The 25,759-nt window shown below is 73.2% G+C and carries 19 protein-coding genes; 17 read left to right on the top strand and 2 right to left on the bottom strand.

The window, feature by feature from the left end:
• Window positions 1–30: 30 nt before the first annotated feature.
• Window positions 31–1,347 carry an MFS transporter gene (locus tag AB0447_RS16720; RefSeq protein ID WP_366477387.1) on the bottom strand — a complete coding sequence of 439 codons (1,317 nt, stop codon included), beginning with the start codon at window positions 1,345–1,347 and terminating at the stop codon, window positions 31–33.
• 87 nt (window positions 1,348–1,434) lie between these two features.
• On the opposite strand from AB0447_RS16720, the gene AB0447_RS16715 reads away from it, so the two are divergent.
• The 7 genes from AB0447_RS16715 to AB0447_RS16685 all read left to right on the top strand — a co-directional run bounded on the left by AB0447_RS16715 (window position 1,435) and on the right by AB0447_RS16685 (window position 10,926).
• A complete protein-coding gene (locus AB0447_RS16715; RefSeq protein ID WP_366477443.1) occupies window positions 1,435–2,418 on the top strand; it encodes a LysR family transcriptional regulator in 984 nt (327 codons plus the stop codon).
• Between the two features lie 95 nt (window positions 2,419–2,513).
• Complete coding sequence (locus tag AB0447_RS16710) at window positions 2,514–3,893, top strand: nitrate/nitrite transporter (RefSeq protein ID WP_366477386.1); 1,380 nt, start codon at window positions 2,514–2,516, stop codon at window positions 3,891–3,893.
• 132 nt (window positions 3,894–4,025) lie between these two features.
• Window positions 4,026–5,168, top strand: coding sequence for a uroporphyrinogen-III synthase (locus tag AB0447_RS16705; protein ID WP_366477385.1), 1,143 nt, complete (start codon window positions 4,026–4,028; stop codon window positions 5,166–5,168).
• Window positions 5,169–5,516: 348 nt separating this feature from the next.
• Window positions 5,517–6,077, top strand: coding sequence for a CGNR zinc finger domain-containing protein (locus AB0447_RS16700; protein ID WP_366477442.1), 561 nt, complete (start codon window positions 5,517–5,519; stop codon window positions 6,075–6,077).
• Between the two features lie 106 nt (window positions 6,078–6,183).
• Window positions 6,184–8,472, top strand: a complete 2,289-nt coding sequence (locus AB0447_RS16695) for a UvrD-helicase domain-containing protein (protein WP_366477384.1) — start codon at window positions 6,184–6,186, stop codon at window positions 8,470–8,472.
• Window positions 8,473–8,912: 440 nt separating this feature from the next.
• The gene (locus AB0447_RS16690) at window positions 8,913–10,337 is read left to right on the top strand and encodes an NAD-dependent malic enzyme (RefSeq protein ID WP_366477383.1); all 1,425 of its coding nucleotides are present in this window, start codon (window positions 8,913–8,915) and stop codon (window positions 10,335–10,337) included.
• Window positions 10,338–10,644: 307 nt separating this feature from the next.
• A complete protein-coding gene (locus AB0447_RS16685) occupies window positions 10,645–10,926 on the top strand; it encodes an HU family DNA-binding protein (RefSeq protein ID WP_030875040.1) in 282 nt (93 codons plus the stop codon).
• 151 nt (window positions 10,927–11,077) lie between these two features.
• On the opposite strand, the gene murA is transcribed toward AB0447_RS16685, so the two are convergent.
• A complete protein-coding gene (gene murA, locus AB0447_RS16680; RefSeq protein WP_366477382.1) occupies window positions 11,078–12,418 on the bottom strand; it encodes a UDP-N-acetylglucosamine 1-carboxyvinyltransferase in 1,341 nt (446 codons plus the stop codon).
• Window positions 12,419–12,701: 283 nt separating this feature from the next.
• On the opposite strand from murA, the gene AB0447_RS16675 reads away from it, so the two are divergent.
• The 10 genes from AB0447_RS16675 (at window position 12,702) to AB0447_RS16630 (ending at window position 25,727) form a co-directional block, all read left to right on the top strand.
• A complete protein-coding gene (locus AB0447_RS16675) occupies window positions 12,702–13,262 on the top strand; it encodes a YqgE/AlgH family protein (RefSeq protein ID WP_366477381.1) in 561 nt (186 codons plus the stop codon).
• 30 nt (window positions 13,263–13,292) lie between these two features.
• A complete protein-coding gene (locus AB0447_RS16670; RefSeq protein ID WP_007264396.1) occupies window positions 13,293–13,577 on the top strand; it encodes a DUF3039 domain-containing protein in 285 nt (94 codons plus the stop codon).
• Window positions 13,578–13,837: 260 nt separating this feature from the next.
• Entirely contained in the window at window positions 13,838–15,526 is a 1,689-nt protein-coding gene (locus tag AB0447_RS16665) for a beta-N-acetylhexosaminidase (protein WP_366477380.1), read from the top strand.
• A 375-nt stretch (window positions 15,527–15,901) separates the two neighbouring features.
• Window positions 15,902–16,789 (top strand): FAD binding domain-containing protein, encoded by an 888-nt coding sequence (locus tag AB0447_RS16660; RefSeq protein ID WP_366477379.1) that lies wholly within the window; start codon window positions 15,902–15,904, stop codon window positions 16,787–16,789.
• Complete coding sequence (locus AB0447_RS16655) at window positions 16,786–19,518, top strand: (2Fe-2S)-binding protein (RefSeq protein ID WP_366477378.1); 2,733 nt, start codon at window positions 16,786–16,788, stop codon at window positions 19,516–19,518. Before AB0447_RS16660 ends, AB0447_RS16655 begins: the two co-directional genes overlap by 4 nt.
• A 29-nt stretch (window positions 19,519–19,547) precedes the next feature.
• Window positions 19,548–21,872 (top strand): xanthine dehydrogenase family protein molybdopterin-binding subunit, encoded by a 2,325-nt coding sequence (locus AB0447_RS16650; protein ID WP_366477441.1) that lies wholly within the window; start codon window positions 19,548–19,550, stop codon window positions 21,870–21,872.
• Between the two features lie 169 nt (window positions 21,873–22,041).
• Window positions 22,042–22,590, top strand: coding sequence for a hypothetical protein (locus AB0447_RS16645; RefSeq protein ID WP_366477377.1), 549 nt, complete (start codon window positions 22,042–22,044; stop codon window positions 22,588–22,590).
• On the top strand, window positions 22,590–24,068 hold the full coding sequence (locus tag AB0447_RS16640; protein ID WP_366477376.1) for a hypothetical protein: 1,479 nt from the start codon (window positions 22,590–22,592) through the stop codon (window positions 24,066–24,068). The genes AB0447_RS16645 and AB0447_RS16640 overlap by 1 nt, the downstream gene beginning before the upstream one ends.
• Before the next feature lie 20 nt (window positions 24,069–24,088).
• The gene (mycP, locus tag AB0447_RS16635) at window positions 24,089–25,267 is read left to right on the top strand and encodes a type VII secretion-associated serine protease mycosin (protein ID WP_366477375.1); all 1,179 of its coding nucleotides are present in this window, start codon (window positions 24,089–24,091) and stop codon (window positions 25,265–25,267) included.
• Window positions 25,268–25,298: 31 nt separating this feature from the next.
• Window positions 25,299–25,727 (top strand): hypothetical protein, encoded by a 429-nt coding sequence (locus AB0447_RS16630; protein ID WP_366477374.1) that lies wholly within the window; start codon window positions 25,299–25,301, stop codon window positions 25,725–25,727.
• Window positions 25,728–25,759: the final 32 nt, after the last annotated feature.

Genomic DNA, 25,759 nt, shown 5'->3' with positions numbered 1-25,759 from the left:
CAGTAAAAGCGGATCATGACACCGAGTCGTTCAGGACGCGACTTCGGTCACCCGGACGCCGGAAGCCCGTTGGGCCGCCCGGGAACCTCCCAGTGCGGCCAGCGCCGCCACCACCGGCACGGCGTACGCCGCGGTCGGGCCGAGGTGTTCCACCACCGCACCGCCCGTCGCCGAACCCGCCGCGATCCCCGCGAGGATGGCGGTGACGGCCAGCGTCATGCCCTCGTTGAGGCGGTCCGCCGGAGTCAGCCGGTGCACCAGCGACATGGCGGTGACCATGGTCGGCGCAGTGGCCATCCCCGCCACCAGCAGCGCGACCGCCAGCAGCGGCAGCAGACCGGTGACGGCCGCGGCCGGCGGCAGGGTCATCGCCGCGGCCAGTACGAGGACGCACACCCGCAGGGACTTCGGCCGCACCGTGCCGTAGACCAGGCCCGCCACGCACGAACCCGCCGCCTGGAGCGCCAGCACCAGCCCGGAGGCCGCCCCCAGGCCCCGCGCGTCGAGCGAGGCGATCGAGGCGATCTCCATCGAACCGAACAGCGCCCCCAGGGCGAGGAAGAGCAGCAGCAGCGGCCGCATGCCGGGCGTGCGCAGCGGCGAGGCGTGGTGCCGGGCCGGGGAGACGGGCGGTTCCGTGCCCCGCTGGGCCGTGAAGACCAGCATGCCGGTCAGCAGGAACACCGCCCCGGCCAGCGTGCCGGCCTCCGGGAAGACGGCGGTGCAGAGGAAGGCGGCCAGGACCGGCCCGAGCATGTAGCAGGCCTCGTCCGCCGCCTGCTCGAAGGACATCGCCGTGTGGTGCGCGGCCGCGTCGCCGCGCAGCAGATGGGTCCAGCGGGCCCGGGACATGCCGCCGATGTTGGGGGTGGCGGCGGTCCCCGCGTAACTGGCGAACAGGGTCCAGGCGGGGGCCTGGTGGCGGACGCAAAGGATCAGGGACAGCGCGCCGAGGACCGAGACGACCGTGGCCGGGAGGGCGATCCGGGCCTGGCCGTGCCGGTCGGTCAGGCGGGCGATCCACGGGGCCACCACCGCGGTGGCGGCCATCCCGGTGGCGGCGACCGCGCCCGCGAGGGCGTACGAGCCCCGCTGGCTCGCGATCATCATCACCGCGCTCACCCCGAACATGCCGATGGGGAGCCGGGCGATCAGATTGCCCGCAGTGAACCCGCGGGTGCCCGGCCGGCGGAACAGCGCGCGGTACGGGGCGAACGCCCCCGGCCGCTGCGGCTGCTGCGGCCGCCGGCGGGCGGGCGCCGGGCCCGTCTCGGCCAGCACCAGGGTCTGGCCGGTGGCCGTGAGGAGGGGCGCGGGCGCGGCAGGGCGGCGGGAGATCGAGGTCATGGGATGAGCCTCGCCGCGCACCCGGACCGCGGTCCAACACCTGTACGGCCCCCATTCACGCGACGGCGTTGTTAATCTCCTGCGGTGATGAACCGCGATGTCGAACCGCGCCTGCTCCGCGGATTCCTGGCGGTGGCCGAAGAACTCCACTTCACCCGGGCCGCCGCCCGCCTGTACGTCGCCCAGCAGGCCCTCAGCCGGGACGTGCGCCGGCTGGAACGGGAGCTGGGCGCCGACCTGTTCGTCCGCACCACCCGGCAGGTCGAACTCACCGCCGACGGGCAGCGGCTGCTGCCGCACGCCCGCCGGGTCCTGGCAGCCCACGAGGACCTGGCCGCCGCCTTCGCCGGGGACACCGGCCGCGCCCTGCTGGTGGACCTCAACACCGACGGGCCCGGCACCGCCCGGACCGTCCTGGAACGGGCCCGCGAACTGGCCCCCGGCTGCGAACTGATGGCCCGCTTCGAGAGCGGCCTGACCCACGCCGCCGCCGAGATCCTCGCCGGCCGCCTCGACGTCTCCTTCGGACGGGTCGGCGGACTGGAGCCGGCCGTACGGGCCCGGCTCGCCCGGCAGCCCGTACGGTACGAGCCGCTCGCCGTGCTGCTGCCCGAGGACCACCCGCTGGCCCGGCACCCGGCCGTGCCGGTCGCGGCACTCGCCGGGCAGGCGGTGTACGCGGGCGCCGGCAACCCGCGCACCGCGGAGTGGACCGACCTCGCCCACCGCCTGTTCGCCGGCCGGGGCATCGAGGTCGCACCGCCCGCACCCGTGGCCGTCGGCAAGGAGGAGTTCCGCCGGGTGATGGCCAAGACCCGCAACCCGGTCCTGGCGACCGTGGGCTTCCTGGACATGCCCGGCAGCGTGAAACGGCCGCTGGTGGACCCCGTACCGCTGTCCCCGCTGTCCATGGTCTGGCGGAAAGGTTTCAGCCACCCGGGGATCGATGCGCTGCGCGCCGCTGCCGGCTCCCTCGCCGCCGCGCACGGCTGGCTCGGCGTACCGGCGGACAGCTGGCTGCCGGAACCGCTCACACCCGAACCGCTCACATCGGGGCCCGGCAGCGGGTGAGAGCAAGGTTTCCCGGTGGTCACCGTCCGGAGACCGGGAGCGAAACGCGCCATCCCTAAGGTCGGGCCTCACGACGCGACAGCTGTGGAGGCGTGATGACCGAAACTCTGCCGAGGGCAGCCCGGACCGGCGGCCGCTGGATCGAACGGTGGGACCCCGAGGACGAGACGTTCTGGAAGGAGTCGGGTGAGCGGACCGCCCGCCGCAACCTCCTGTACTCGGTGCTGTCCGAGCACATCGGGTTCTCCATCTGGTCCCTCTGGTCGGTCATGGTCCTCTTCATGGGCCCGCAGTACGGCATCGACCCGGCCGGGAAGTTCTTCCTGATCGCCACCGCCACCTTCGTCGGCGCCTTCGTCCGGGTGCCGTACACCTTCGCCGTCGCCCGGTTCGGTGGCCGGAACTGGACGGTCGTCAGCGCCCTGCTGCTGCTCGCGCCGACCGTGGCCGCGCTCGTGGTGATGGAGCCGGGAACCTCCTACGGCACCTTCCTGGCGGTCGCCGCGCTCACCGGCGTCGGCGGAGGCAACTTCGCCTCCTCCATGACCAACATCAACGCCTTCTTCCCGCTGCGCCAGAAGGGCTGGGCGCTCGGCCTCAACGCGGGCGGCGGCAACATCGGCGTCCCCGTGGTCCAGCTGGCCGGCCTGCTGGTCATCGCCACCGCCGGCGCCGCCCACCCGCGGCTCCTGCTCGCCGCCTACCTCCCGCTCATCGTCATCGCCGCCGCGCTGGCCTGGCTGCGGATGGACAACCTGGCGCCGGTACGGAACGACACCGGAGCGGTCCGCGAAGCGCTGCGCGACGCGCACACCTGGATCATGTCCTTCCTCTACATCGGCACCTTCGGCTCCTTCATCGGCTACAGCTTCGCCTTCGGGCTGGTGCTGCAGACCCAGTTCGGCCGGACCCCGCTTCAGGCCGCCTCGCTCACCTTCATCGGCCCGCTGCTCGGCTCGCTGATCCGCCCCGTGGGCGGCCGGCTGGCCGACCGCTACGGCGGCGCCCGGATCACCCTGGGCGCCTTCGTCGCGATGGCGGCGGCCACCGCGGTGGTCGTGTTCGCCTCCATGCGGGAATCCCTGCCGGTGTTCCTCACCGGATTCGTGGCCCTGTTCGTCCTCAGCGGGCTCGGCAACGGCTCCACGTACAAGATGATCCCGGGGATCTTCCAGGCCAAGGCGCTCGCCCGCGGCATGACGGGCGAGGACGCGGCCGCCTACGGGCGGCGGCTGTCCGGCGCCTCCATGGGACTCATCGGCGCCGTCGGGGCGCTCGGCGGACTCGGCATCAACCTGGTCTTCCGCGAGGCCTTCCTCACCTCCGGATCCGGCACCGCCGCCTTCGTCACCTTCCTCGGCTTCTACGCGCTGTGCTGCGCCGTGACCTGGGCGGTATACCTTCGCCGGCCGGCCGCCACCGCGGTGGCCGCACCGCCGGGGGCGGAGGCCAAGCCGCAGCTCACCACCGTGTAACCGCGGCGAAATACGCGTGAACCGAGCCTGACACGCCGACTTGGCAGGCTCGGTCACCTGGCAGGCCCGGTCCCCGCCGTGCCGCCCCCCTTGCAGGACTTTGCACGACTTTGCACGACGAGGCAGGTCACGATGGACGACAACAGCAGCACCGTGCCGCTCGCCGGCTTCACCGTCGGGGTCACCGCCGCCCGACGCGCCGACGAACTCATCGCCCTGCTCCGACGGCGGGGCGCGGCCGTGCTGCACGCGCCCGCCCTGCGGATCGTGCCGCTCGCCGACGACAGCGAACTGCTCGCCGCGACCGAGGAACTCATCGACTGCGCCCCCGACATGGTCGTCGCCACCACCGCCATCGGCTTCCGCGGCTGGATCGAGGCGGCCGACGGGTGGGGGATCGGCGAGAAACTCCTGGCCCGGCTCCGCGGGGCCGAACTCCTCGCCCGCGGACCCAAGGTGAAGGGGGCGATCCGGGCCGCCGGGCTGGTGGAGGAATGGTCCCCGGCGTCGGAGTCCCTCGCGGAAGTACTGGACCGGATGCTGACGACCGGCGTCGCCGGCCGGCGGATCGCCCTCCAGCTGCACGGGGAACCGCTGCCCGGCTTCGTGGAGGCGCTGCGGGCCGGCGGGGCCGAGGTGGTCGTCGTACCCGTGTACCGGTGGATGCCGCCGGAAGACCTCGGCCCGCTGGACCGGCTGCTCGACGCGATGGCCGCCGGGACGGTCGACGCCGTCAGCTTCACCTCCGCGCCGGCGGCGGCCTCCCTGCTGTCCCGGGCGGAACAGCGGGGGCTGGAGGAGCGGGTGCTGGACGGGCTGCGGGGCGGGGTCCTGGCGGCCTGCGTCGGGCCGGTGACCGCGCTGCCGCTGCAGGCGCGCGGGGTGGACACGGCTCAGCCGGAGCGCTTCCGGCTCGGCCCGCTGGTCCAGCTGCTGTGCCAGGAGCTCCCGGCCCGGGCCAGGGTCCTGCCGGTGGCCGGCCACCGGATGCAGATCCGCGGCCACGCGGTCCTGATCGACCACGAACTCCGGCCGGTCCCGCCGGCCGGGATGTCACTGCTGCGGGCCCTCTCGCGCCGGCCCGGCTGGGTGGTCTCGCGGGCGGAACTCCTGCGGGTGTTGCCGGGGGCGGGGCGGGACGAGCATGCGGTGGAGACGGCGATGGCGCGGTTGCGGGGGGCGTTGGGGGCGCCGAAGGTGATCCAGACGGTGGTGAAGCGCGGCTACCGCCTCTCCCTGGACGCCCCGGCCGACGCGAAGTACGTCTCCACCTGACGTGGTCCCGGCCCCGGGCCCCGGCCCGGGCGGCAGCGCTGCGCGGGCCTTTTCCCCTACCCGCCCCTTCCCGAACTGGGGGCAAGCCCCCAGACCCCCGTACGTGCGCTGCGCGCCCGTGCGCTCAAACGCCGCGCGGGCTGAATTCAGGGGAAAGGCCCCGCAGGGAGGGGCGTGGGCTCGCTTGGTGGCGGGGGCTCGTCAAAGCGGGCTTCGGGCGGTACGGCCTCGCACCCCAGTGCAGGACGACCCGCCACCCGCCCAGGGGGTTCCCTCCCGCCCCGCCCGGGGGCACTCTGGTGGCGTTGCCAACGGCGTTGCGAACCGAGGCGGTGGCCGGTGACCGGCATGTGGTTCGAATCCGGGCGGGTGTGTCTGGATCTGGTGGCCACCCTGGGGCCGCCCGAGGGCATCCGGGACGGGGCGGAGCTCCGGACGTGGCTCAGCGGGGCCGGGCTCGTGCCCGAGGGCACCCCGCTGGCCCGGGTCGATGCCGGCTGGCTGCCGCCCTTCCGTGACCTCCGCGGTGATCTCCGCGCCCTGGTGCAGGCCGAGCTGACCGCCGCCGCGCCCGAGGACACGGCCCTCGGCCGGGTCAACGCGCTGGCCGCCGGGCCGCCGCCCGGGCTGTGTGCCGTACGGGACGAAGCCGGTCACCTGGTCCGGGAGTTGTCCGGCCGGGTGGAGTGCGCCGCGCTGCTCGCCGCGATCGCCCGGGACGCCGTCGAGCTCCTGACCGACCCCGGCGACCGGGCCCTGCTCCGGGCCTGCGAGGGCGACGGCTGCAGCCGGGTCTACCTCGACACCTCGCGCGGACACCGGCGCCGCTGGTGCTCCAGCGAGCAGTGCGGCAACCGCGAGCGGGTCGCCCGCCACCGGCGCCGCAGCATGGCCGCCCGTACTGCTTGAGCCAAGAGACCGGCCCCGAGTGGCCGGCCGGCGGAACGGGCGTGCGGACACCCCGTCCGTTCGCGTACGGTTGACGGTCGCCCATGCACGTCAGAAGGGGGCCTTGGTGGCCGCGCAGGATGCCGCTGTCGACAGCACGGCGGATTCCGTCCGCGATCGGGAGATCGCGGTGGAGCAGACTCATCTGGACCAGGTGTACCGCCGCCTCGAAGAGAAGATCCACGAGGCGGAGTTCCTGATGAACGACGCTGCCAAGCGCGGGCAGGTCGGGACGCCCGGCGCGCTCGCCGAGCGCGACGCGCAGGTCTTCCGGGCGGGTATCCACCTCAACCGGTTGAACAACGAGTTCGAGGACTTCCTCTTCGGGCGGATCGACCTGGTGCTGGGCAAGGACGGGGAGCGGGGGGCGGACGGCGCGTACACGTCCGTCGAGCCCGCCGACGACGCGATCCGGCCGGATCTCACCGCCGACATCGCCGAGACCCTGCACATCGGGCGGATCGGCGTGCTCGACGCCGACTACTCGCCGCTGGTCATCGACTGGCGGGCGCCCGCCGCCGCGCCGTTCTACCGCTCCACGCCCAAGGAGCCGGGACGGGTCGTGCGGCGACGCGTCATCCGGTCGAAGGGGCGCAAGGTGCTCGGGGTCGAAGACGACCTGATGAGGCCGGAGGTGACCGCCTTCCTCGATGGCGCCGAACTGTCCGTGATCGGCGACGGCGCGCTGATGGCCGCGCTCGGCCGGGCCCGTACGCACACCATGCGGGACATCGTCTCCTCCATCCAGGCCGAACAGGACCTGGTCATCCGGGCGCCCGCCGCCTCGGTCGCGGAGGTCTCCGGCGGTCCGGGGACCGGGAAGACGGCCGTGGCCCTGCACCGGGCCGCCTACCTGCTCTACCAGGACCGGCGCCGGTACGCCGGCGGCATCCTGATCGTCTCGCCGACCCCGCTGCTCGTCGCCTACACCGAGGGCGTGCTGCCCTCCCTCGGCGAGGAGGGCCAGGTCGCCATCCGGGCGCTCGGTTCGCTGGTGGACGGCGCGGAGGCCACCGCGTACGACGAGCCGGCCGTGGCCCGCGTCAAGGGCTCGGCGCGGATGCTGAAGGTGCTGCGCAAGGCCGTCCGGGGCGCCCTCGAACTCGGCGGCGCCCCGAACACCCTGCGGGTGGTCGCCTTCGGGCGGCGGCAGGAGCTGGAGGCCGCGGAGCTGGAGCGGATCCGGCAGACGGTGCTGGGCGGCACCGCCCCGGTCAACCTGCTGCGGCCGCGGGCCCGGCGGCTGCTGCTGGACGCGCTGTGGGCGAAGTCGGGCGGCGCCGGCCGGCACACCGACCCGGAGCTGGCCGCCGAGCTGCGCTCCGGCTTCGACGAGGACGTCTCCACCGAGGAGGTCTTCATCGACTTCCTCAACGCCTGGTGGCCCGAGCTCACCCCGCGCGGGGTGCTCACCGCGATGGCCGACGAGCGGCGGCTGGGCCGCTGGGCGCGGCGGGTGCTCAACCCGCGGGAGACCCGGCAGCTGGCCCGTTCGCTGCGCCGCGACGCGCTGTCGGTGCACGACGTCGCCCTGCTGGACGAGCTTCAGATGCTGCTCGGCGCCCCGGCCCGGCCCAAGCGGAAGCGCGAGTACGACCCGCTGGACCAGCTCACCGGGCTGGAGGAGCTGATGCCGCAGCGGGAGGAGACCCAGCGGGAGCGGGCCGAGCGGCTGGCCGCCGAGCGGGTCGACTACGCGCACGTGATCGTCGACGAGGCGCAGGACCTGACGCCCATGCAGTGGCGGATGGTGGGCCGGCGCGGCCGGCACGGCACCTGGACGGTGGTGGGCGACCCGGCGCAGTCCTCCTGGTCCGACCCGGAGGAGGCGGCCGCCGCCCGCGACGAGGCCCTGGGCAGCCGGCCCCGCCGCCGGTTCACCCTGACCGTGAACTACCGGAACCCGGCAGAGATCGCCGAGCTGGCGGCGAAGGTGCTGCAGCGGGCGATGCCGGGCATGGAGCCCCCGTCGGCGGTCCGCTCCACGGGTCTGCGACCCCGGTTCACGGCGGTCGGCGACGATCTGCGGGAGACCGTACGGGAGGAGACCCGCCGGCTGCTGTCCCAGGTGGACGGCACCGTCGGCGTGGTCGTGGCGATGGACCGGCGGGCGGAGGCGGCCGACTGGCTGGCCGACCTCGGGGAGCGCGCGGTGGCGCTGGGCAGCCTGGAGGCGAAGGGCCTGGAGTACGACGCGACGGTGGTCGTCTCGCCGGCCGGGATCGCGGCCGAGTCCCCGGCGGGCCTGCGGGTGCTGTACGTCGCGCTGACCCGCGCGACCCAGCAGCTGACGGTGGTCTCGGAGGGCCGGGACGAGCCGGACGCGGACGGGGTTCCGGCGCTGCTGCGCGACTAGAACCGGACACCCCCGGGAGGGTACGGCCGTACGGCGGGCGGCCAAGCGCGTGGTGAGACGGGGTCAACTCGGTCGAGGGGGATCACATCCGGCGATCCTTTGTTAGCCTGGGTACGACACCGGCTCGATCCAAGCCCCCGGGCCCAACCTTCGTCGCTTAGAGCGACCACTTGCCGCGAGGCGAGCATGGCGGGTCGGTGTCATAGCCGTTCATACAGGTCCGCGCCCTCCACCAGTGGAGGGCGCGGACCTGTTTTGTTCGGACCCTCCCTTCCACCCGCCCCGAGTTATCTCGTATGGTGGAAGAGTCTTTCCGAAATTTGTAGCTGGTTACCTTGTACCGGCTGGTAGGTGGGACGATCGGACAACGGGTCCTGCCACACCTGCCGTGGGGCGGGGTCCTTGCTAAGTGAAACCAGGGAAAGCAGAGGATTTCGGCCATGGCAACGGCGCCCAGCGTCTCGTACTCGATGACGGTCCGCCTGGAGGTGCCCGCGAGCGGAACCGCGGTCTCCCAGCTCACCACCGCCGTGGAGTCCTCCGGCGGTTCGGTTACCGGCCTCGACGTGACCGCCTCCGGCCACGAGAAGCTCCGTATCGACGTCACCATCGCGGCCACCTCCACCGCGCACGCCGACGAGATCGTCGAGAAGCTGCGCGGCATCGAGGGCGTCTCGCTCGGCAAGGTGTCGGACCGTACGTTCCTGATGCACCTCGGCGGCAAGATCGAGATGGCGTCCAAGCACCCCATCCGCAACCGTGACGACCTCTCGATGATCTACACCCCGGGCGTGGCCCGCGTGTGCATGGCGATCGCCGAGAACCCCGAGGACGCCCGGCGCCTCACCATCAAGCGCAACTCCGTCGCAGTCGTGACGGACGGCTCCGCCGTCCTCGGCCTCGGCAACATCGGCCCGATGGCCGCGCTGCCGGTCATGGAGGGCAAGGCGGCCCTGTTCAAGCGATTCGCCGGCATCGACGCCTGGCCGATCTGCCTGGACACCCAGGACTCCGACGAAATCGTCGCGATCGTCAAGGCGATCGCCCCCGGCTTCGCCGGCATCAACCTGGAGGACATCTCCGCGCCGCGCTGCTTCGAGATCGAGGCGCGCCTGCGCGAGGCCCTGGACATCCCCGTCTTCCACGACGACCAGCACGGCACCGCCATCGTCGTGCTCGCCGCGCTCACCAACGCCCTGCGCGTGGTGGGCAAGGCCATCGGTGACGTGAAGGTGGTCATGTCCGGTGCCGGCGCGGCCGGTACCGCCATCCTGAAGCTGCTGATCGCGGCCGGTGTGAAGAACGCCGTCGTGGCCGACGTGCACGGCGTCGTGCACGCCGGCCGCCCCGACCTGGTGGACGCGGCCGGGGACTCCCCGCTGCGCTGGGTCGCCGACAACACCAACCCCGAGGGCTACACGGGCACCCTGAAGGAGGCCGTGGTCGGCGCCGACGTCTTCATCGGCGTCTCCGCCCCGAACGTGCTCGGCGGCGACGACGTGGCGGCCATGGCCGACGGCGCGATCGTGTTCGCGCTCGCGAACCCGGACCCCGAGGTGGACCCGGCGATCGCCCGTCAGACGGCAGCCGTCGTGGCCACCGGCCGCTCCGACTTCCCGAACCAGATCAACAACGTGCTGGTCTTCCCGGGCGTCTTCCGCGGCCTGCTGGACGCTCAGTCCCGCACCGTGAACACCGACATGATGCTGGCCGCGGCGAGCGCCCTCGCGGACGTGGTCGGCGAGGACGAACTCAACGCGAACTACATCATTCCTTCGGTGTTCAACGACAAGGTCGCGGGTGCGGTCGCGGGCGCCGTCCGCAAGGCCGCCACGTCGGCTGTGGCGTCCCCCACGTCTGCCTGATCCGGCGCGTCGCGGGATGCGGGGCCGCCGGACCGCCTCTAGGGTTGCGGGGATGCCCGCGAGGTCTGCGGTTCCGCATCTGGCCTGTCCCCGGTTGCGGACGGAGCGTCACCGCGGCGTGACCGTGGCGCTTTTCGTGTGACCCTGGCGGGTGCCGGATTGGCTTTCCCGCCGCTGGTGGGGGCAGGATGCGTAACCGTGGCGAGAGGGTCTGACGGCAGACCCGGGTCCGGGGACTGTCCGAGGGCCCTGGCAGCATCGGCTTCGATCTCACGCCTCATAGGCAAGTTGAACACGGGAGTACAACATGAACCGCAGTGAGCTGGTGGCCGCTCTGTCCGAGCGCGCCGAGGTGACCCGCAAGGACGCCGACGCCGTTCTGGCCGCGCTCGCCGAGACCATCGGTGAGGTCGTCGCCAAGGGCGACGAGAAGGTCACCATCCCCGGCTTCCTGACCTTCGAGCGCACCCACCGTGCCGCTCGCACCGCGCGCAACCCGCAGACCGGCGACCCCATCCAGATCCCGGCCGGCTACAGCGTGAAGGTCTCCGCGGGCTCCAAGCTCAAGGAAGCCGCCAAGGGCAAGTAAGCCCTTGTGGGCCCCTGGCCTGCCTGTAGTACGCAGTACCGCGAAGGGCGGCCACCCCGGTGGGGTGGCCGCCCTTCGGCGTGCTCCTGTGCGACCGTGAGGCCGGCCGTCAGGCCGTCAGGCCGTCAGGCCGTCAGGTGCCTCGGACGCCTCAGACGAGGTCGCCGTTCGGCAGCTCGACCTTCGCGCCCAGCTCCACGAGCTTCTCCATGAAGTTCTCGTAGCCGCGGTTGATCAGGTCGATGCCGTGGACGCGCGAGGTGCCCTCGGCCGCCAGCGCCGCGATCAGGTACGAGAACCCGCCGCGCAGGTCCGGGATGACCAGGTCGGCGCCCTGGAGCTTGGTGGGGCCGGACACGACCGCCGAGTGCAGGAAGTTGCGCTGGCCGAAGCGGCAGGCCGAACCGCCCAGGCACTCCCGGTACAGCTGGATGTGCGCGCCCATCTGGTTCAGCGCCTCGGTGAAGCCCAGCCGGGACTCGTAGACCGTCTCGTGGACGATCGACAGGCCGGCGGCCTGGGTGAGCGCCACCACCAGCGGCTGCTGCCAGTCGGTCTGGAAGCCGGGGTGGACGTCCGTCTCCAGGGCGATCGCGTTGAGCGGGCCGCCCGGGTGCCAGAAACGGATGCCGTGGTCGTCGATCTCGAAGGCGCCGCCGACCTTCCGGTACGTGTTCAGGAAGGTCATCATCGAGCGCTGCTGGGCGCCGCGGACGTAGATGTTGCCGCCGGTCGCCAGGGCCGCGGAAGCCCAGGAGGCGGCCTCCAGGCGGTCCGGGAGCGCCTTGTGGTTGTAGCCGCGCAGCCGGTCCACACCGGTGATCCGGATGGTCCGGTCGGTGTCCATGGAGATGATCGCGCCCATCTTCTGCAGTACGCAGATGAGGTCCTCGATCTCCGGTTCGACCGCCGCGTTCGACAGCTCGGTGACGCCCTCGGCCAGGACGGCCGTCAGCAGCACCTGTTCGGTCGAGCCGACCGACGGGTACGGCAGGCGGATCTTGCAGCCGCGCAGCCGCTGCGGGGCCTCCAGGTACTGGCCGCCTTCGCGCTTCTCGATGGTCGCGCCGAACTGGCGGAGCACGTCGAAGTGGAAGTCGATCGGCCGGCCGCCGATGTCGCAGCCGCCCAGGCCCGGGATGAAGGCGTGGCCGAGGCGGTGCAGCAGCGGGCCGCAGAAGAGGATCGGGATCCGCGAGGAGCCCGCGTGCGCGTCGATGTCGGCGACGTTCGCGCTCTCCACGTGGGTGGGGTCGAGCACCAGCTCGCCCGGCTCGTCACCGGGGCGGACCGTTACGCCGTGCAGCTGGAGCAGGCCGCGCACGACGCGTACGTCGCGGATGTCCGGCACATTGCGGAGCCGGCTGGGTTCACTGCCGAGCAGGGCGGCGACCATGGCCTTGGGCACGAGGTTCTTCGCGCCGCGGACACGGATCTCACCCTCGAGCGGGGTACCGCCGTGGACAAGCAGGACATCGTCAGTGCCGGTCATGAATCTCGCGTTCCGGGAGGGGTGGGCAGGGGGACCAGAGAAAAGGGTAAGGGGCACCACCCCCCTGTTTGTAAGGCTGACGCGGCCGTAGGACTGTCATGAATTCGCCACAGCACCCTCCGTACCGGCGAAATGGCGGAGGGTTGCGTTCCGTCGGGTGGGCCGCAGGTCACCCGTCCGGCCGGGTGCGCGCTCCTCGCTGCTGCCGTGCGCCCTCGGCTGCCCGCGATCTCCGGCGGACACCCGCTCCCCCCGGAGGGCGAATGTGCGAGATCATGGCGGCATGACCGAGGTGTCCTCCCTCACAGGGCGGCTGCTCGTCGCCACACCCGCCCTCGCGGACCCGAACTTCGACCGCGCGGTGGTGCTGCTGCTCGACCACGACGAGCAGGGCTCCCTCGGCGTGGTCCTCAACCGGCCCACCCCGGTGGGCGTCGGCGACGTCCTGCTGCCCTGGGCCGCGCTGGCCGGCGATCCCGGCGTGGTCTTCCAGGGCGGCCCCGTCGCCCTCGACTCCGCCCTCGGCATCGCCGTCATCCCCGGCGAGGAAGGCCCCCTCGGCTGGCGGCGGGTGCACGGCGCGATCGGCCTGGTCGACCTCGAGGCCCCGCCCGAGCTGCTCACCGGAGCCCTCGGCTCGCTGCGCATCTTCGCCGGCTACTCGGGCTGGGGCCCCGGCCAGCTGGAGGACGAGCTGAGCGACGGCGCCTGGTACGTGGTCGAATCCGAGCCCGGCGACATCTCCTTCCCGGATCCCGAACGGCTGTGGCGTGCGGTGCTGCGCCGCCAGCGCAGCGACCTCGCGATGGTCGCCACCTATCCGGACGACCCGTCGCTCAACTGAGTGCTTCGCCGTTCAGTACGCTTGGGTCTTATGAGCACTCTTGAGCCCGAGCGCGGGACTGGCACGGGGACCCTCGTAGAGCCGACGCCGCAGGTGTCCCACGGCGACGGCGACCACGAGCGCTTCGCCCACTACGTCCAGAAGGACAAGATCATGGCGAGCGCACTCGACGGGACCCCCGTCGTCGCGCTCTGCGGCAAGGTCTGGGTACCGGGCCGCGACCCGAAGAAGTACCCGGTCTGCCCCATGTGCAAGGAGATCTACGAATCCATGGGCGCGGGCGGCGACAAGGACAAGGGCGGCAAGGACAAGTAAGTCCGGCCCTGCTGCGGCGGACCTCGGTCCCCGGGTGTGCACGAGCATGCCCGGGGGCCTTTTTTCGTGCCTGCCCGCGGGTAGGGTCGGTGCAACGAGCGCCCTGCGAAACACGCGTTGCGAGGTGTGCAACGCGCGCCCTCCGGTGAGCGGTGGGCAGTCCTCAGTGAGCGGTGAGCGGTGGGGGAGGCGAGGCGGGGCGCGGTGTCGCTGGTGCCGTTGGTTTCCTGGTTTCGCTGCGAGCTGTGAAGGGCTGACGCATGGACCTGATCCCCGTACCTTCCGTCGTCGAACTGCGCGGGGACGGCCCCCGCCTCCCCCTGGGCCCCGAGCCGCTGCTCGACGCGGCTCCCGGCACCGAGGGCGTGGCCCGCTGGCTGCGCCGCGAGCTGGGCGCGGCCACCGGGTGGTCGCTGCCGGCCGCCGGACCCGGCGCACGGGCCGACGTACGGCTGCGGCTGGACCCGGAACTCGGCGGGCGGCTCGGACCCGAGGGGTACGGGATCACCGTCGGCGAGGACGAGGACGGGGACGGGGACGGGGACGGGGACGCGGACGGGGGCGGGGGCAGGGTCGACCTGGTCGGCGGGTCGGCGGCCGGACTCTTCTGGGCCGCCCAGACGCTGCGCCAGCTGCTCGGCCCCCACGCCTACCGCAAGGCCCCGCTGCCCGGCCGGACCTGGAGCCTGCCGCGCGGGCGCATCGAGGACCGGCCCCGCTTCGGATGGCGCGGGATGATGCTCGACGTCGCCCGGCACTTCACGCCCAAGGACGGGGTGCTGCGCTGGATCGACCTGCTCGCCGCGCACAAGCTCAACGTCCTGCACCTGCACCTGACGGACGACCAGGGCTGGCGGGTCGAGATCGAGCGGTACCCGAGGCTCACCGTGGCCGGGGCGTGGCGGGCCCGCAGCAAGTGGGGCCACGGGTCCTCGGACCGCTGGAACGACACCCCGCACGGCGGCTTCTACACCCAGGACGACATCCGCGAGATCGTCGCCTACGCCGCCGAACGACACGTCCGGGTGGTCCCGGAGATCGACGTACCCGGCCACTCGCAGGCCGCCATCGCCGCCTATCCGGAACTCGGGAACACCGACGTCGTCGACACGTCCGCGCTCGGCGTGTGGGAGGACTGGGGCATCAACCCGAACGTCCTCGCCCCCACCGAGGCCGTACTGCGCTTCTACGAGGGCGTCTTCGAGGAGCTGCTGGAGCTGTTCCCGGCGGAGGTCTCGCCGTTCGTGCACATCGGTGGCGACGAATGCCCCAAGGAGCAGTGGAAGGCCTCGCCGACCGCACAGGCGCGGATCGCCGAACTCGGCCTGCGGGACGAGGACGAGCTCCAGTCCTGGTTCATCCGCCACTTCGACCGCTGGCTCGCGGCTCGCGGCCGGCGGCTGATCGGCTGGGACGAGATCCTGGAGGGCGGTCTGGCCGACGGCGCGGCGGTGTCCTCCTGGCGCGGGTACGCGGGCGGCATCGCCGCCGCCGAGGCCGGGCACGACGTGGTGATGTGCCCCGAACAGCAGGTCTACCTGGACCACCGTCAGGACGGCGGCCCGGACGAGCCGATGCCGATCGGGTACGTGCGCTCGCTGGAGGACGTGTACCGGTTCGAGCCGGTACCGCCGAAGCTGTCGGAGGCCGCGGCCCGGCACGTGCTGGGCGCGCAGGCCAATGTGTGGACCGAGGTGATGGAAAACCAGAACCGGGTCGACTACCAGGTGTTCCCGCGGCTGGCGGCCTTCGCGGAGGTGGTGTGGTCCCGGCTGCCCGAGCCGGAGCGGCGCGACTACGCGGGGTTCGAGGCGCGGATGGCGGCGGGGCACTACGCGCGGCTGGACGCGCTGGGGGTCGACTACCGGCCGCCGGGCGGGCCGTTGCCGTGGCAGCGGCGGCCGGGGGTCCCCGGACGCCCGATCGAGGGGGCGCCCCCGAACGTGTGAGCCGAAGCCGATGCCGGTGCGACCCCGGTGCGACCCCGGTACGACTGCGGTGCGAATCCGGCGTGCATTCGGCGAGCATCCGGGGCGTATCCGATTCGGCTTCGGTACGAGTCGGGTGGATCGGGGCGGATTTCGGGAACGTGAACTCTTCGCCCAAGTCGGCCCCTTGGGGAGAAAGATGCGTAAAAAGGGACGTTTCCTTTTCGGAGACCGGGCGGGAGCGGGACGGGGCGGGGGCGGGGGGCGCCCGGCCCACCCTCGCGCCGGGGTGGTGCGGAAGATGTGCCAGAGTTGCCACGTCCCGGCGGTGAGCACGTACCGTACGGCGGACAGGCGTGAGCGCCGAGACCGGGACATCGGGAAGGGGCAGCTGGGTTGACCACGCACGCACCGCAGGCGGCGCAGTCCGTGACGCAGTCCGTCACGCTGCCCACCTCGCTCGACGAGGCCGTGGAGGCACTCGCCGCCATGCCCGCCGCCGTGCCGGTCGCCGGCGGCACCGACCTCATGGCCTCCGTCAACGCGGGCCTGCTGCGGCCCGCCGGTCTGGTCGGCCTCGGCAAGATCAACGAGATCCGCGGCTGGCAGTACCAGGACGGGCACGCCCTCCTCGGCGCCGGCCTCACCCACGCCCGGATGGGCCGGCCCGACTTCGCCGCGCTGATCCCGGCGCTGGCCGCGGCCGCGCGGGCGGCCGGACCCCCGCAGATCCGCAACGCGGGCACCCTGGGCGGCAACATCGCCACGGCCGCGCCCACGGGCGACGCCCTGCCGGTGCTGGCGGCCCTGGAAGCCGTACTGATCATCGCCGGCCCGGACGGCGCGCGGCGCGAGATCCCCGTCTCCCACCTGCTGGCCGGCCGCGAAATGCTGCGGGCCGGCGAACTGATCGGCTACGTGCGGGTCCCGCTGCTGCACGCCCCGCAGGTGTTCCTGAAGGCGACCGGCCGGACCGGCCCGGGCCGCGCGATCGCCTCGGTGGGGCTGGTCCTGGACCCGGCCCGGCGCGGGGTGCGGATCGCGGTCGGCGCGGTCGCGCCGATGCCGTTGCGGCCGCTGGAGGCCGAGCAGTGGGTGGCCTCCCTGATCGACTGGGATGCGGAACGGCGGCTCGCGCCCGAGGCACTGGAGGCCTTCGGCGAGTACGTCGCGGCCGCGTGCGTCCCCGACCAGGGCGATCCGGTTCCGGCCGGCGTCCTGCAGCTGCGGCGGACGGTGGCGGTGCTGGCACGCAGGGCCCTGGGGAGGGCACTGACCTCATGAGCGAGAACGAGAACGGGCACGGGCACGTGAGCGGTGGCGGCGGTACGGAGCAGGGGCACGGCCAGGGGCAGGGGACGGCCTGGGGCTGGGAGCCGGTCCCGCACGGCGGCGAGTACGACTCCGACGCGACGGCGTTCGTGAAGCTGCCGGAGGACATGCTGGGCGGGGCGGGCACCGGCGAGCCCCTCGCGGCGCCGGGGCACGGCTACGTGCCGCCGGTGATCGTGCCGCCCGTGATCGCGGTGCCGCCGGTACCGGCCGCGGCCGTCGGCCCGGCGGCGAGCACGGACCCGGCGGCGACGACGGGGACGTGGACGATGCCGGTCCAGTGGCCCGAGGCGGCCTCCGCTGCGGCTCCCGAGCCGGGACCGGACCAGGAGCCGGCCTTCGCCCAGGCCCCGGACCCGTCGCCGGAGGCGGACCCGGACCCGGGCGCCACGGCGGAGTGGCACTTCGCCGAGGCCGCCACGGCCGACACCGGCCAGTGGGCGGTCCCGGTGGCCGACTGGAGCCAGGCCCCCGCGACCCTGCCCGGCGGCGCGTCGGCCCCGTGGGCGACCCAGCCGGAGTTCGACGGCGTACGTGCCTACGCGCCGCAGGCGGGAGCCGGCGGCACGCAGCGCGGCCGCGTACTGGGCGGACCCGGCGTGGGCACCCTCCCGGAGGGCGAGCCGGTCCACCCGGCCCCGGACATCGAAGCGGCCCACGGCCCGGCGCCGACCCCGATCACCTCGGAACGCCAGCACCCGGGCCCCCACGACACCATCCCGTCCCCGCGCACGGAAGCGCCGTACCCGGGCTTCGCGGAGGGCACCGACCCGTACGCGGCTGCGGCTGCGGCCGGGCCCGCCGGCCACACCCCGGCCGAGGACGTCGCCCTGCCGTACGCCTCGGTGCACGCCGCGGCCGTGCCCGCTGCCCACACCCCGGCCGACGGCATCCCGCTGCCGGGTGCGGACCCGTACGCCGCCGCGCACGCCGCGTCCGTGCCCGCCGGCCACGCTGCGGCCGACGGCGGCGACCCGTACGCCGGGGCGGCCGCGGGCGGATCGGCGCCGGACGGGCACACCCCGGCCGCGGGCACCGAGCTGCCGGGCGCCCCGTCCCTGGAGGACCCGTACGCCTCGGCCGGCCACACCCCGGCCGAGGGCGTCGCCCTGCCGTACGCCTCGGTGCACGCCGCGGCCGTGCCCGCTGCCCACACTCCGGCCGATGGCATCCCGCTGCCGGGTGCGGACCCGTACGCCGCCGCGCACGCCGCGTCCGTGCCCGCCGGCCACGCTGCGGCCGGCGGCGGCGACCCGTACGCCGGGGCGGCCGCGGGCGGGTTGGCGCTGGAGGAGCACACCCCGGCCGAGGGCACCCCGCTGCCGGGAGGCGACCCGTACGCCGCTGCGGCGCACGCCGCGACCGCTGCCGCTGCCGTGCCCGGGGGCCACACCCCGGCCGAGCGCACTCCGTTGCCGGGTGGCGACCCGTACGCCGCGGCAGCCGCCGGCGGGTTCGTGCCGGACGGGCACACCCCGGCCGGGGGCGTTGCCCTCCCGTACTCCGATGCGGCGCACGCCGCCGCCGCGGCCATGCCCGGGGGCCACACCCCGGCGGAGGGCACCCCGCTGCCGGGCGGGGACCCGTACGCCGGGGCGGCCGCAGGTGGGTTCGTGCCGGAGGGGCACACGCCGGCCGGGGGCACTCCGCTGCCGGGCGGGGACCCGTACGCCGGGGCGGCCGCAGGCGGGTTCGTGCCGGAGGGGCACACGCCGGCCGAGGGGATTGCCCTGCCGTACGCCGATGCGGCGCACGCCGCGGACGCGTTCGGTCCCGGTGGGCACAGCCAGGCCGCCGGGGCGGAGGCCGAGGCAGAGGCCGCCGGGCATGCGCCGGTGGACGGCGTCGGCGACGGCGACGGCGACGGCGGCGGCGGCGAAGCGGACGGCCACGCGGGCGCCTTCGAGCCCGCGGGGGACCTCCCGGCGGACCGGCGGGACGGCGACGACGGCACCGCGGGCGGCCCGGCCGCCGACGCTGTCGGCCCGACCGCCGACGGTGACGGCGTGGCCGCGCCCGGGGAGCCGTACGCCCTGGCCGCCCACGATGCGCCCGCCGTCGTGCACAGCGCCGAACACCCCCTCGCCTCCTACGTGCTCCGCGTCAACGGCGCCGACCGCCCCGTCACCGGCGCCTGGATCGGCGAGTCCCTGCTCTACGTGCTGCGCGAGCGGCTCGGCCTGGCCGGCGCCAAGGACGGCTGCTCGCAGGGCGAGTGCGGGGCCTGCGCCGTGCAGGTCGACGGCCGGCTCGTCAACTCCTGCCTGGTCCCGGCCGCCACCGCCGCCGGCTCGGAGGTCCGTACCGTCGAAGGGCTCGCCACCGGCGGCGAACTCTCCGACGTGCAGCAGGCCCTCTGCCGGTCGGGCGCCGTGCAGTGCGGCTTCTGCGTACCCGGCATGGCCATGACCATCCACGACCTGCTGGAGGGCAACCACGCCCCCAGCGAGCTGGAGACCCGCCAGGCCCTCTGCGGCAACCTCTGCCGCTGCTCCGGCTACCACGGCGTGCTGGACGCCGTCCGCGAGGTGGTCGCCGAGCGCGAAGCGACCGCCGAAGCGGCAGCCGAGGCAGCAGCAGAGGCGGCCTCGGCCTCCGCGTCGGCCGAACCCCGCATCCCGCACCAGGCTCCGCCCGGCGAGGGCGGCATCCACCCCGACCACCACGGAGGCATGGCGTGACCGCCAGCGACGCGGCAACGGCCATCGGTATCTCCGCGGCCACCGCCCAGGCCGCCGCCACCCCCGACTCCACCGCCCACGAGTTCCCGCGCGGAATCGGCGCCTCCGTGATGCCCGCCGACGCCCGGGCCAAGGCCGAGGGAACCTTCCCCTACGCCGCCGACCTCTGGGCCGAGGGCCTGCTCTGGGCCGCCGTGCTCCGCTCGCCGCACGCCCACGCCCGGATCCTCTCCATCGACACCACCGCGGCCGCCGCCATGCCCGGCGTGCGGGCCGTCGTCACCCAGGCCGACGTCCCCGGCGCCACCACCCACGGCCGGCGGATCGCCGACCGCCCGGTCTTCGCCCACGACGTGGTCCGCCACCACGGCGAGCCCATCGCCGCCGTCGCCGCCGACCACCCCGACGCCGCCCGCCTCGCCGCAGCCGCGATCGCCGTCGAATACGAGCTCCTCGACGCCGTCACCGACCCGGAACAGGCCTTCGCCGCCGAGCCGTTGCACCCCGACGGCAACCTGATCCGGCACATCCCGCTCCGCTACGGCGACCCGGAGGCCACCGGCGAGGTCGTCGTCGAGGGCCTGTACCGGATCGGCCGCCAGGACCCGGCCCCCATCGGCGCCGAGGCCGGACTCGCCGTACCCCGCCCCGACGGCGGAGTCGAGCTCTACACCGCCTCCACCGACCCGCACGCCGACCGCGACCTCGCCGCCGCCTGCTTCGGCCTCGAACCGGAGCGGGTCAAGGTCGTCGTCACCGGCGTCCCCGGCGCCACCGCCGACCGCGAGGACTCCGGCTTCCAGCTGCCGCTCGGCCTGCTCGCCCTGCGCACCGGCTGCCCGGTGAAACTCGCCGCCACCCGCGAGGAGTCCTTCCTCGGCCACGCCCACCGGCACCCGACCCTGCTCCGCTACCGCCACCACGCGGACGCGGAGGGCCGGCTGGTCAAGGTCGAGGCGCAGATCCTGATGGACGCGGGCGCGTACGCCGACTCCTCCGCCGAATCGCTCGCCGCGGCCGTCGCCTTCGCCTGCGGCCCGTACGTCGTCCCGCACGCCTTCGTCGAGGGCTGGGCCGTACGCACCAACAACCCGCCCTCCGGGCACGTCCGCGGCGAGGGCGCGATGCAGGTCTGCGCCGCGTACGAGGGCCAGATGGACAAGCTCGCCGCCGAACTCGGCATCGACGGCGCCGAGCTGCGCCTGCGCAACGTCCTCGCCACCGGCGACCTGCTCCCCACCGGCCAGACCGTGACCTGCCCCGCCCCGGTCGCCGAACTCCTGCGCGCCGTCCGCGACTTCGAGCTGCCCTCGCTGCCGAAGGACACCCCGGAGGAGGACTGGCTGCTGCCCGGCGGCCCCGAGGGCGCGGGCGAGCCGGGTGCCGTCCGGCGCGGCGTCGGCTACGGCGTCGGCATGGTCCACATGCTCGGCGCGGAAGGCACCGACGAGGTCTCCACCGCCACGGTCAAGGTCACCGACGGCACCGCAACCGTCATCTGCGCGGCCGTCGAAACCGGCCAGGGCTTCACCACGCTCGCCCGGCAGATCGTCCAGGAGGTCCTGGGCGTCGACGAGGTGCTGGTCGCCCCGGCCGACACCGACCAGCCGCCGGCCGGCCCGGCCACGCACGGCCGCCACACCTGGGTGTCGGGCGGGGCCGTCGAGCGGGCCGCGAAGATGGTCCGTACGCAGCTCCTCCAGCCGCTCGCCGCCAAGTTCGGCATGTCCACCGAGCTGCTCCAGATCGCGGACGGCCGGATCACCTCGTACGACGGCGCCTTCTCGACCACGGTGGCGGAGGCACTGGCGGGCAAGGAGCTCTGGGCCACCGCCCAGTGCCGGCCGCACCCGACCGAACCGCTCGACGCGGACGGCCAGGGCGACGCCTTCGTCGGGCTCGCCTTCTGCGCGATCCGCGCGGTGGTGGACGTGGACATCGAGCTCGGCTCGGTCCGGGTGGTGGAACTGGCCGTGGCCCAGGACGTCGGCCGCGTCCTCAACCCGCGGCAGCTGGCCGCCCGTATCGAGGCGGGCGTCACCCAGGGCGTCGGCGCGGCCCTCACCGAGAACCTCCGCACGGCCTCGGGCCTGATCCGCCACCCCGACCTGACGGGTTATGCGCTGCCGACTTCCCTGGACGCGCCCACCGTACGCATCGTCAAACTCGTCGAGGAACGGGACGTGGTGGCCCCCTTCGGCGCGAAGGCGGCCAGCGCGGTCCCTGTGGTGACGGCGCCGGCGGCGGTAGCCTCGGCAGTCCGCTCGGCAACGGGCCGACCCGTCAACCGCCTTCCGATCCGCCCGTCGGCGGCGGTGGCGGTACCGGCGACGGCGCCGGTGCCCAACTCCTGACCGTGTGACCCGCATTGCACGTGCAACCCCGGGGTTGGGCCTGTCGGCGCCGCTCGATAGAGTTGGCCGTAAGTCTGCGCGAGTCTGAAGTGCGAACAGGTGCGAACGGGGACGGGGAGCGACGGAGCGTCGCGACAACGGGGAGAAACGGGGAGACGGGGAGGCCATCGTGGCAGGGGATGCGTTTGAGGCGGTGCTGCCGTTCGTTCCGGGCGGCAGCATGATCTCGTTGGCGAACAGGGGCCTGATTGCGGCGCAGGCCCCGGCCCTGTTCGTCGAGCACGAGTCGATGGTGAACTACAAGAAGCGTGTCGACGCTCTGCTGGACCAGCTGAAGGGTTCCAAGGCAGAGCACGGCAAGTTCGCCGACGGCACGCTGGGCGCCGAGGACCTGGGCAAGGGTTTCGTGGAGGCGGCCAGCCTGCACACGGCGTACAACAAGGTCCGCACCGAGATGGAGAACCTCTCGAAGACGCTGGCGAATCAGATCGAGTCGCTGGCGATCGCGATCGAGGCCTCGCGGGTGGGCTACGAGAACATGGACGAGGACGTCAAGGCACGGATGCGCGCGCTGCAGAAGCAGGCGCAGGAGCAGTACGTCCCGGCGCGCGACCCGGAGGCGGACAAGACGGGCGGCGGAAAGCAGGAACCGACCACCCAGGCGCCGACGTCCACCGGCCAGGGCACCAACGAGAGCACGTCCGGGGGTGACATGTAATGGCGACGAACTTTGAGGGCTACTCGCACAAGGAACTGCTGGCGATGCTGGCCTCGGTGGACGGGGAGAAGGTCAAGACGCGCGGCCAGCTCCTGAAGGACGCCGAGATCGAGATCACGAAGATCGGCAACGACCTCAAGAACCACAAGGTCGAGAACTGGGAGGGCGCGGCCGCCGACGCCTTCCAGGACTGGGTCAACCGCCTGGGCAACTCGACCCTCCGGCTGGGCGAGTACAGCAAGACCGGCGGCGAGTGGATGGTCAACGCGGCGCAGACGATCGCCGAGGTGAAGGCGAACATGCCGGCGTACGACCAGAAGGCGTACGACAACCTGGAGGCGTCGCGGGAGGCCCGCAACGACCCGGACGCACAGAAGATCGGGCAGGAGGCGCACTCGAAGCTGTCGGGGGACCGCCTGGACGCTGTGCAGCAGATGAACAAGCTGGCGCAGTCGTACGAGGCGTCGACGACGCAGATCAATGCGGCGCCGGTTCCGACGTTTCCGCCCGCGCCGGAGACGCTTGTTCCCACGATGGTCGACGGGGGAACGGAGATTTCCCGGTCGAGTGGGGACCCTGGGCAGGGCTATGCCCTGCGCGAGGCGCGGTATCCCACCCAGACCGGGGACACCCGTGGTCCTTCGCCCGAGCCCGGCTGGGTTCCCGGCCACCCGCCGGCGAACCAGGACCCCACCACGCCGTCGCCCGTCCAGCCGGCACCTGGCCCTGGCCCGTCTCCCGTCACGCCGGTCGTGCCGGACCGGGACGTGGACCTCGACCTGGACCATGTCGCGACCCTCCCGCCGCCTACGACGGTTTCGCCGGTGCCGCCCGTTGCACCGGGACCTGGGCCGAGTCCTGTCGGTCCGAACCCCGTCGTGCCCGTGCCGCCTGTGACGCTGCCGCCGATCAGCGGCCGGAACATGCCTGGTCCCAGCCCCGTCGGCCCCGGTCGGCCTCCCGTAACCAACCTGCCCGGGATGCCGGGCCCGATCGGCAAGGTCGTCGGCGGCCCGCCCGGTATCCCGCCCCGCGACTCCGGTATCCACGGAGGCCGTCCGGTGAATACGACCGGACCCTCGTCCGGAATTCCGCGCGGCAATGTCATCGGCAACGAGCCCCACGCTCAGGTCGGACGGCAGGGAGCCGGCTACGGCCCGGGTATGGGTGGCGGTGGCGGCTTCAACGGCGGCGGAGTCCAGGGAGCGCCCGGCTCGGGTCGTCGGCTCGCCCACGAGCCCGGCGGTGTCGTCGGTGGCCGTCCCATTGGTGGGGCCACGGGTTCGACCACGGGTGCTCGGCCCTTCACTCAGGGGGGATCGGGTCTGGTCCGTGGCAACCCGGGAGCCGGCCCTGTCGGTGCCCAGGTGCCGGGCCGACGCCGTGATGACGAGAACGGTGAGCGTCCCGACTATCTGGTCGAGGACGAAGAGACGTGGCAGGACAACCGCCAGGTTGGCCGGCCGGTGGTCGACTGAGCGAACGGACTCTGTACGAGATGCGCATGCGGAAAGCCACGTCGGTTCTGATGGGTCTGCTGTTGGCCGGAGTCGCCGCGACTCCGGCCCACGCGGAGTCCATCCGGTCGCAACAATGGCATCTCGACTCCATGAAGGCCGACGAGATGTGGAAGACCAGCACCGGTAAAGGGGTCACCGTCGCGGTGATCGATACTGGTGTTGGCCGTCTGCCTGAACTGGAAGGGCAGGTTCTGCCTGGCAAGAACTTCGCGACAAATGCCCGGGGTGATGAACGCACCGACTATGACGGGCACGGCACCACAATGGCGGCGATGATCGCTGGAACGGGCAAGCACCCGTCGGGCGACGGTGCCTTCGGGCTTGCCCCAGGTGTCAAGATCATGCCGCTTCGCGTGAAGGATGACGCGGACCCCAGGAGCCCCTCCTGGACGGAGGCAATTCGGTACGCGGCAGATTCGGACGCCAAGGTCATCAACATTTCGCTGGCCACTGGCGGTCAGGGCGTGGGTGACGATCCTGCCCGAGCCGAGGCAGTGAAGTACGCCGTGTCCAAAGGCAAGCTGATCTTCGCTGGTGTCGGGAACTCGGCTCAGGGGACGAACAACGTCCTGTACCCGGCCGCGACTCCGGGTGTAGTGGGGGTGGGTGCCATCGACCGCCAGGGCAACGCCACCGCGGAGTCCCAGAAGGGCGCACAGGTCGATCTGGCCGCGCCGGGGATGGACATCGTCGTGGCGTGCACGAAGCAGACTGGAGTCTGCAAGAACCACGGCACAAGTGACGCCACCGCCCTCGCCTCCGCCTCCGCCGCGCTCATCTGGTCCGCCCACCCCGACTGGACCAACAACCAGGTCCTCCGCGTCCTCCTCAACACCGCCGGCAAGCCCCGGGACGGCGTCCAGCGCAACAACCACATCGGCTACGGCGTGGTCCGCCCCCGGATCGCCCTGACCAACCCCGGTGACCCCGGCCCCGCCAACGAGTGGCCGCTGCCCGACCTGGCCGCCGCTGCATCGCCCCCGCCGAACTCGCCCGCGCCCGCCCCGCCGGCCGCCTCGGCTCCGGCCGCCCAGGCCGACAAGGCGGACACGGACAGCGGCGGCAGCAGCCTCCCCTGGATCGCCCTGGGGATCGGCGCGGCCGTGCTGATCGGGGGAGCGGTCACCGCAGTGGTTGTGCGCGGCAGGAACCGCTGACACCGCCGACCAGCAGACAGGACTGAACCGCATGTCGTTCGACGAAGAGTGGTCCACCGCCAGGGCAGCCGCCGCCGCGAACGTCGGCACGCGGCTCAACCAGCTGCCGGCCGATCCCGGCGGTGGCGGAGGCGGTAACGAGGACCTCCTGGTCAACCAGGACCACATCGGCGCCATCGGCCATGACGCGTACGTCCTCCACGACCGGCTGTTCCGCGACGGCAAGCACGCCAAGACCGCCACTGCCGAGGCCGGCAACCAGCTGAAGGGCGAGGGCTTCGCGAGCGGGGCCGCGCTGCTCACCGTGCACGACCGGTGGGACTCGCAGCTGAAGACCCTCCTCGCCGGCTGCGCGCACATCTCCAACACCCTGAACTACTCCATCAACTCCCTCGGCAAGCAGGACGCGCAGATCCACGCAGCATTCACTCAGTCCAAGGTCGACGAGTACCTGAAGTAAGGGCGGGCGCAGGACAGTGCTGACGTTCGAGA

The sequence above is a fragment of the Streptomyces sp. NPDC051211 genome, from assembly GCF_040689505.1.
GTDB lineage: Bacteria > Actinomycetota > Actinomycetes > Streptomycetales > Streptomycetaceae > Streptomyces.
This window is presented reverse-complemented; position numbering and strand designations above follow the sequence as displayed.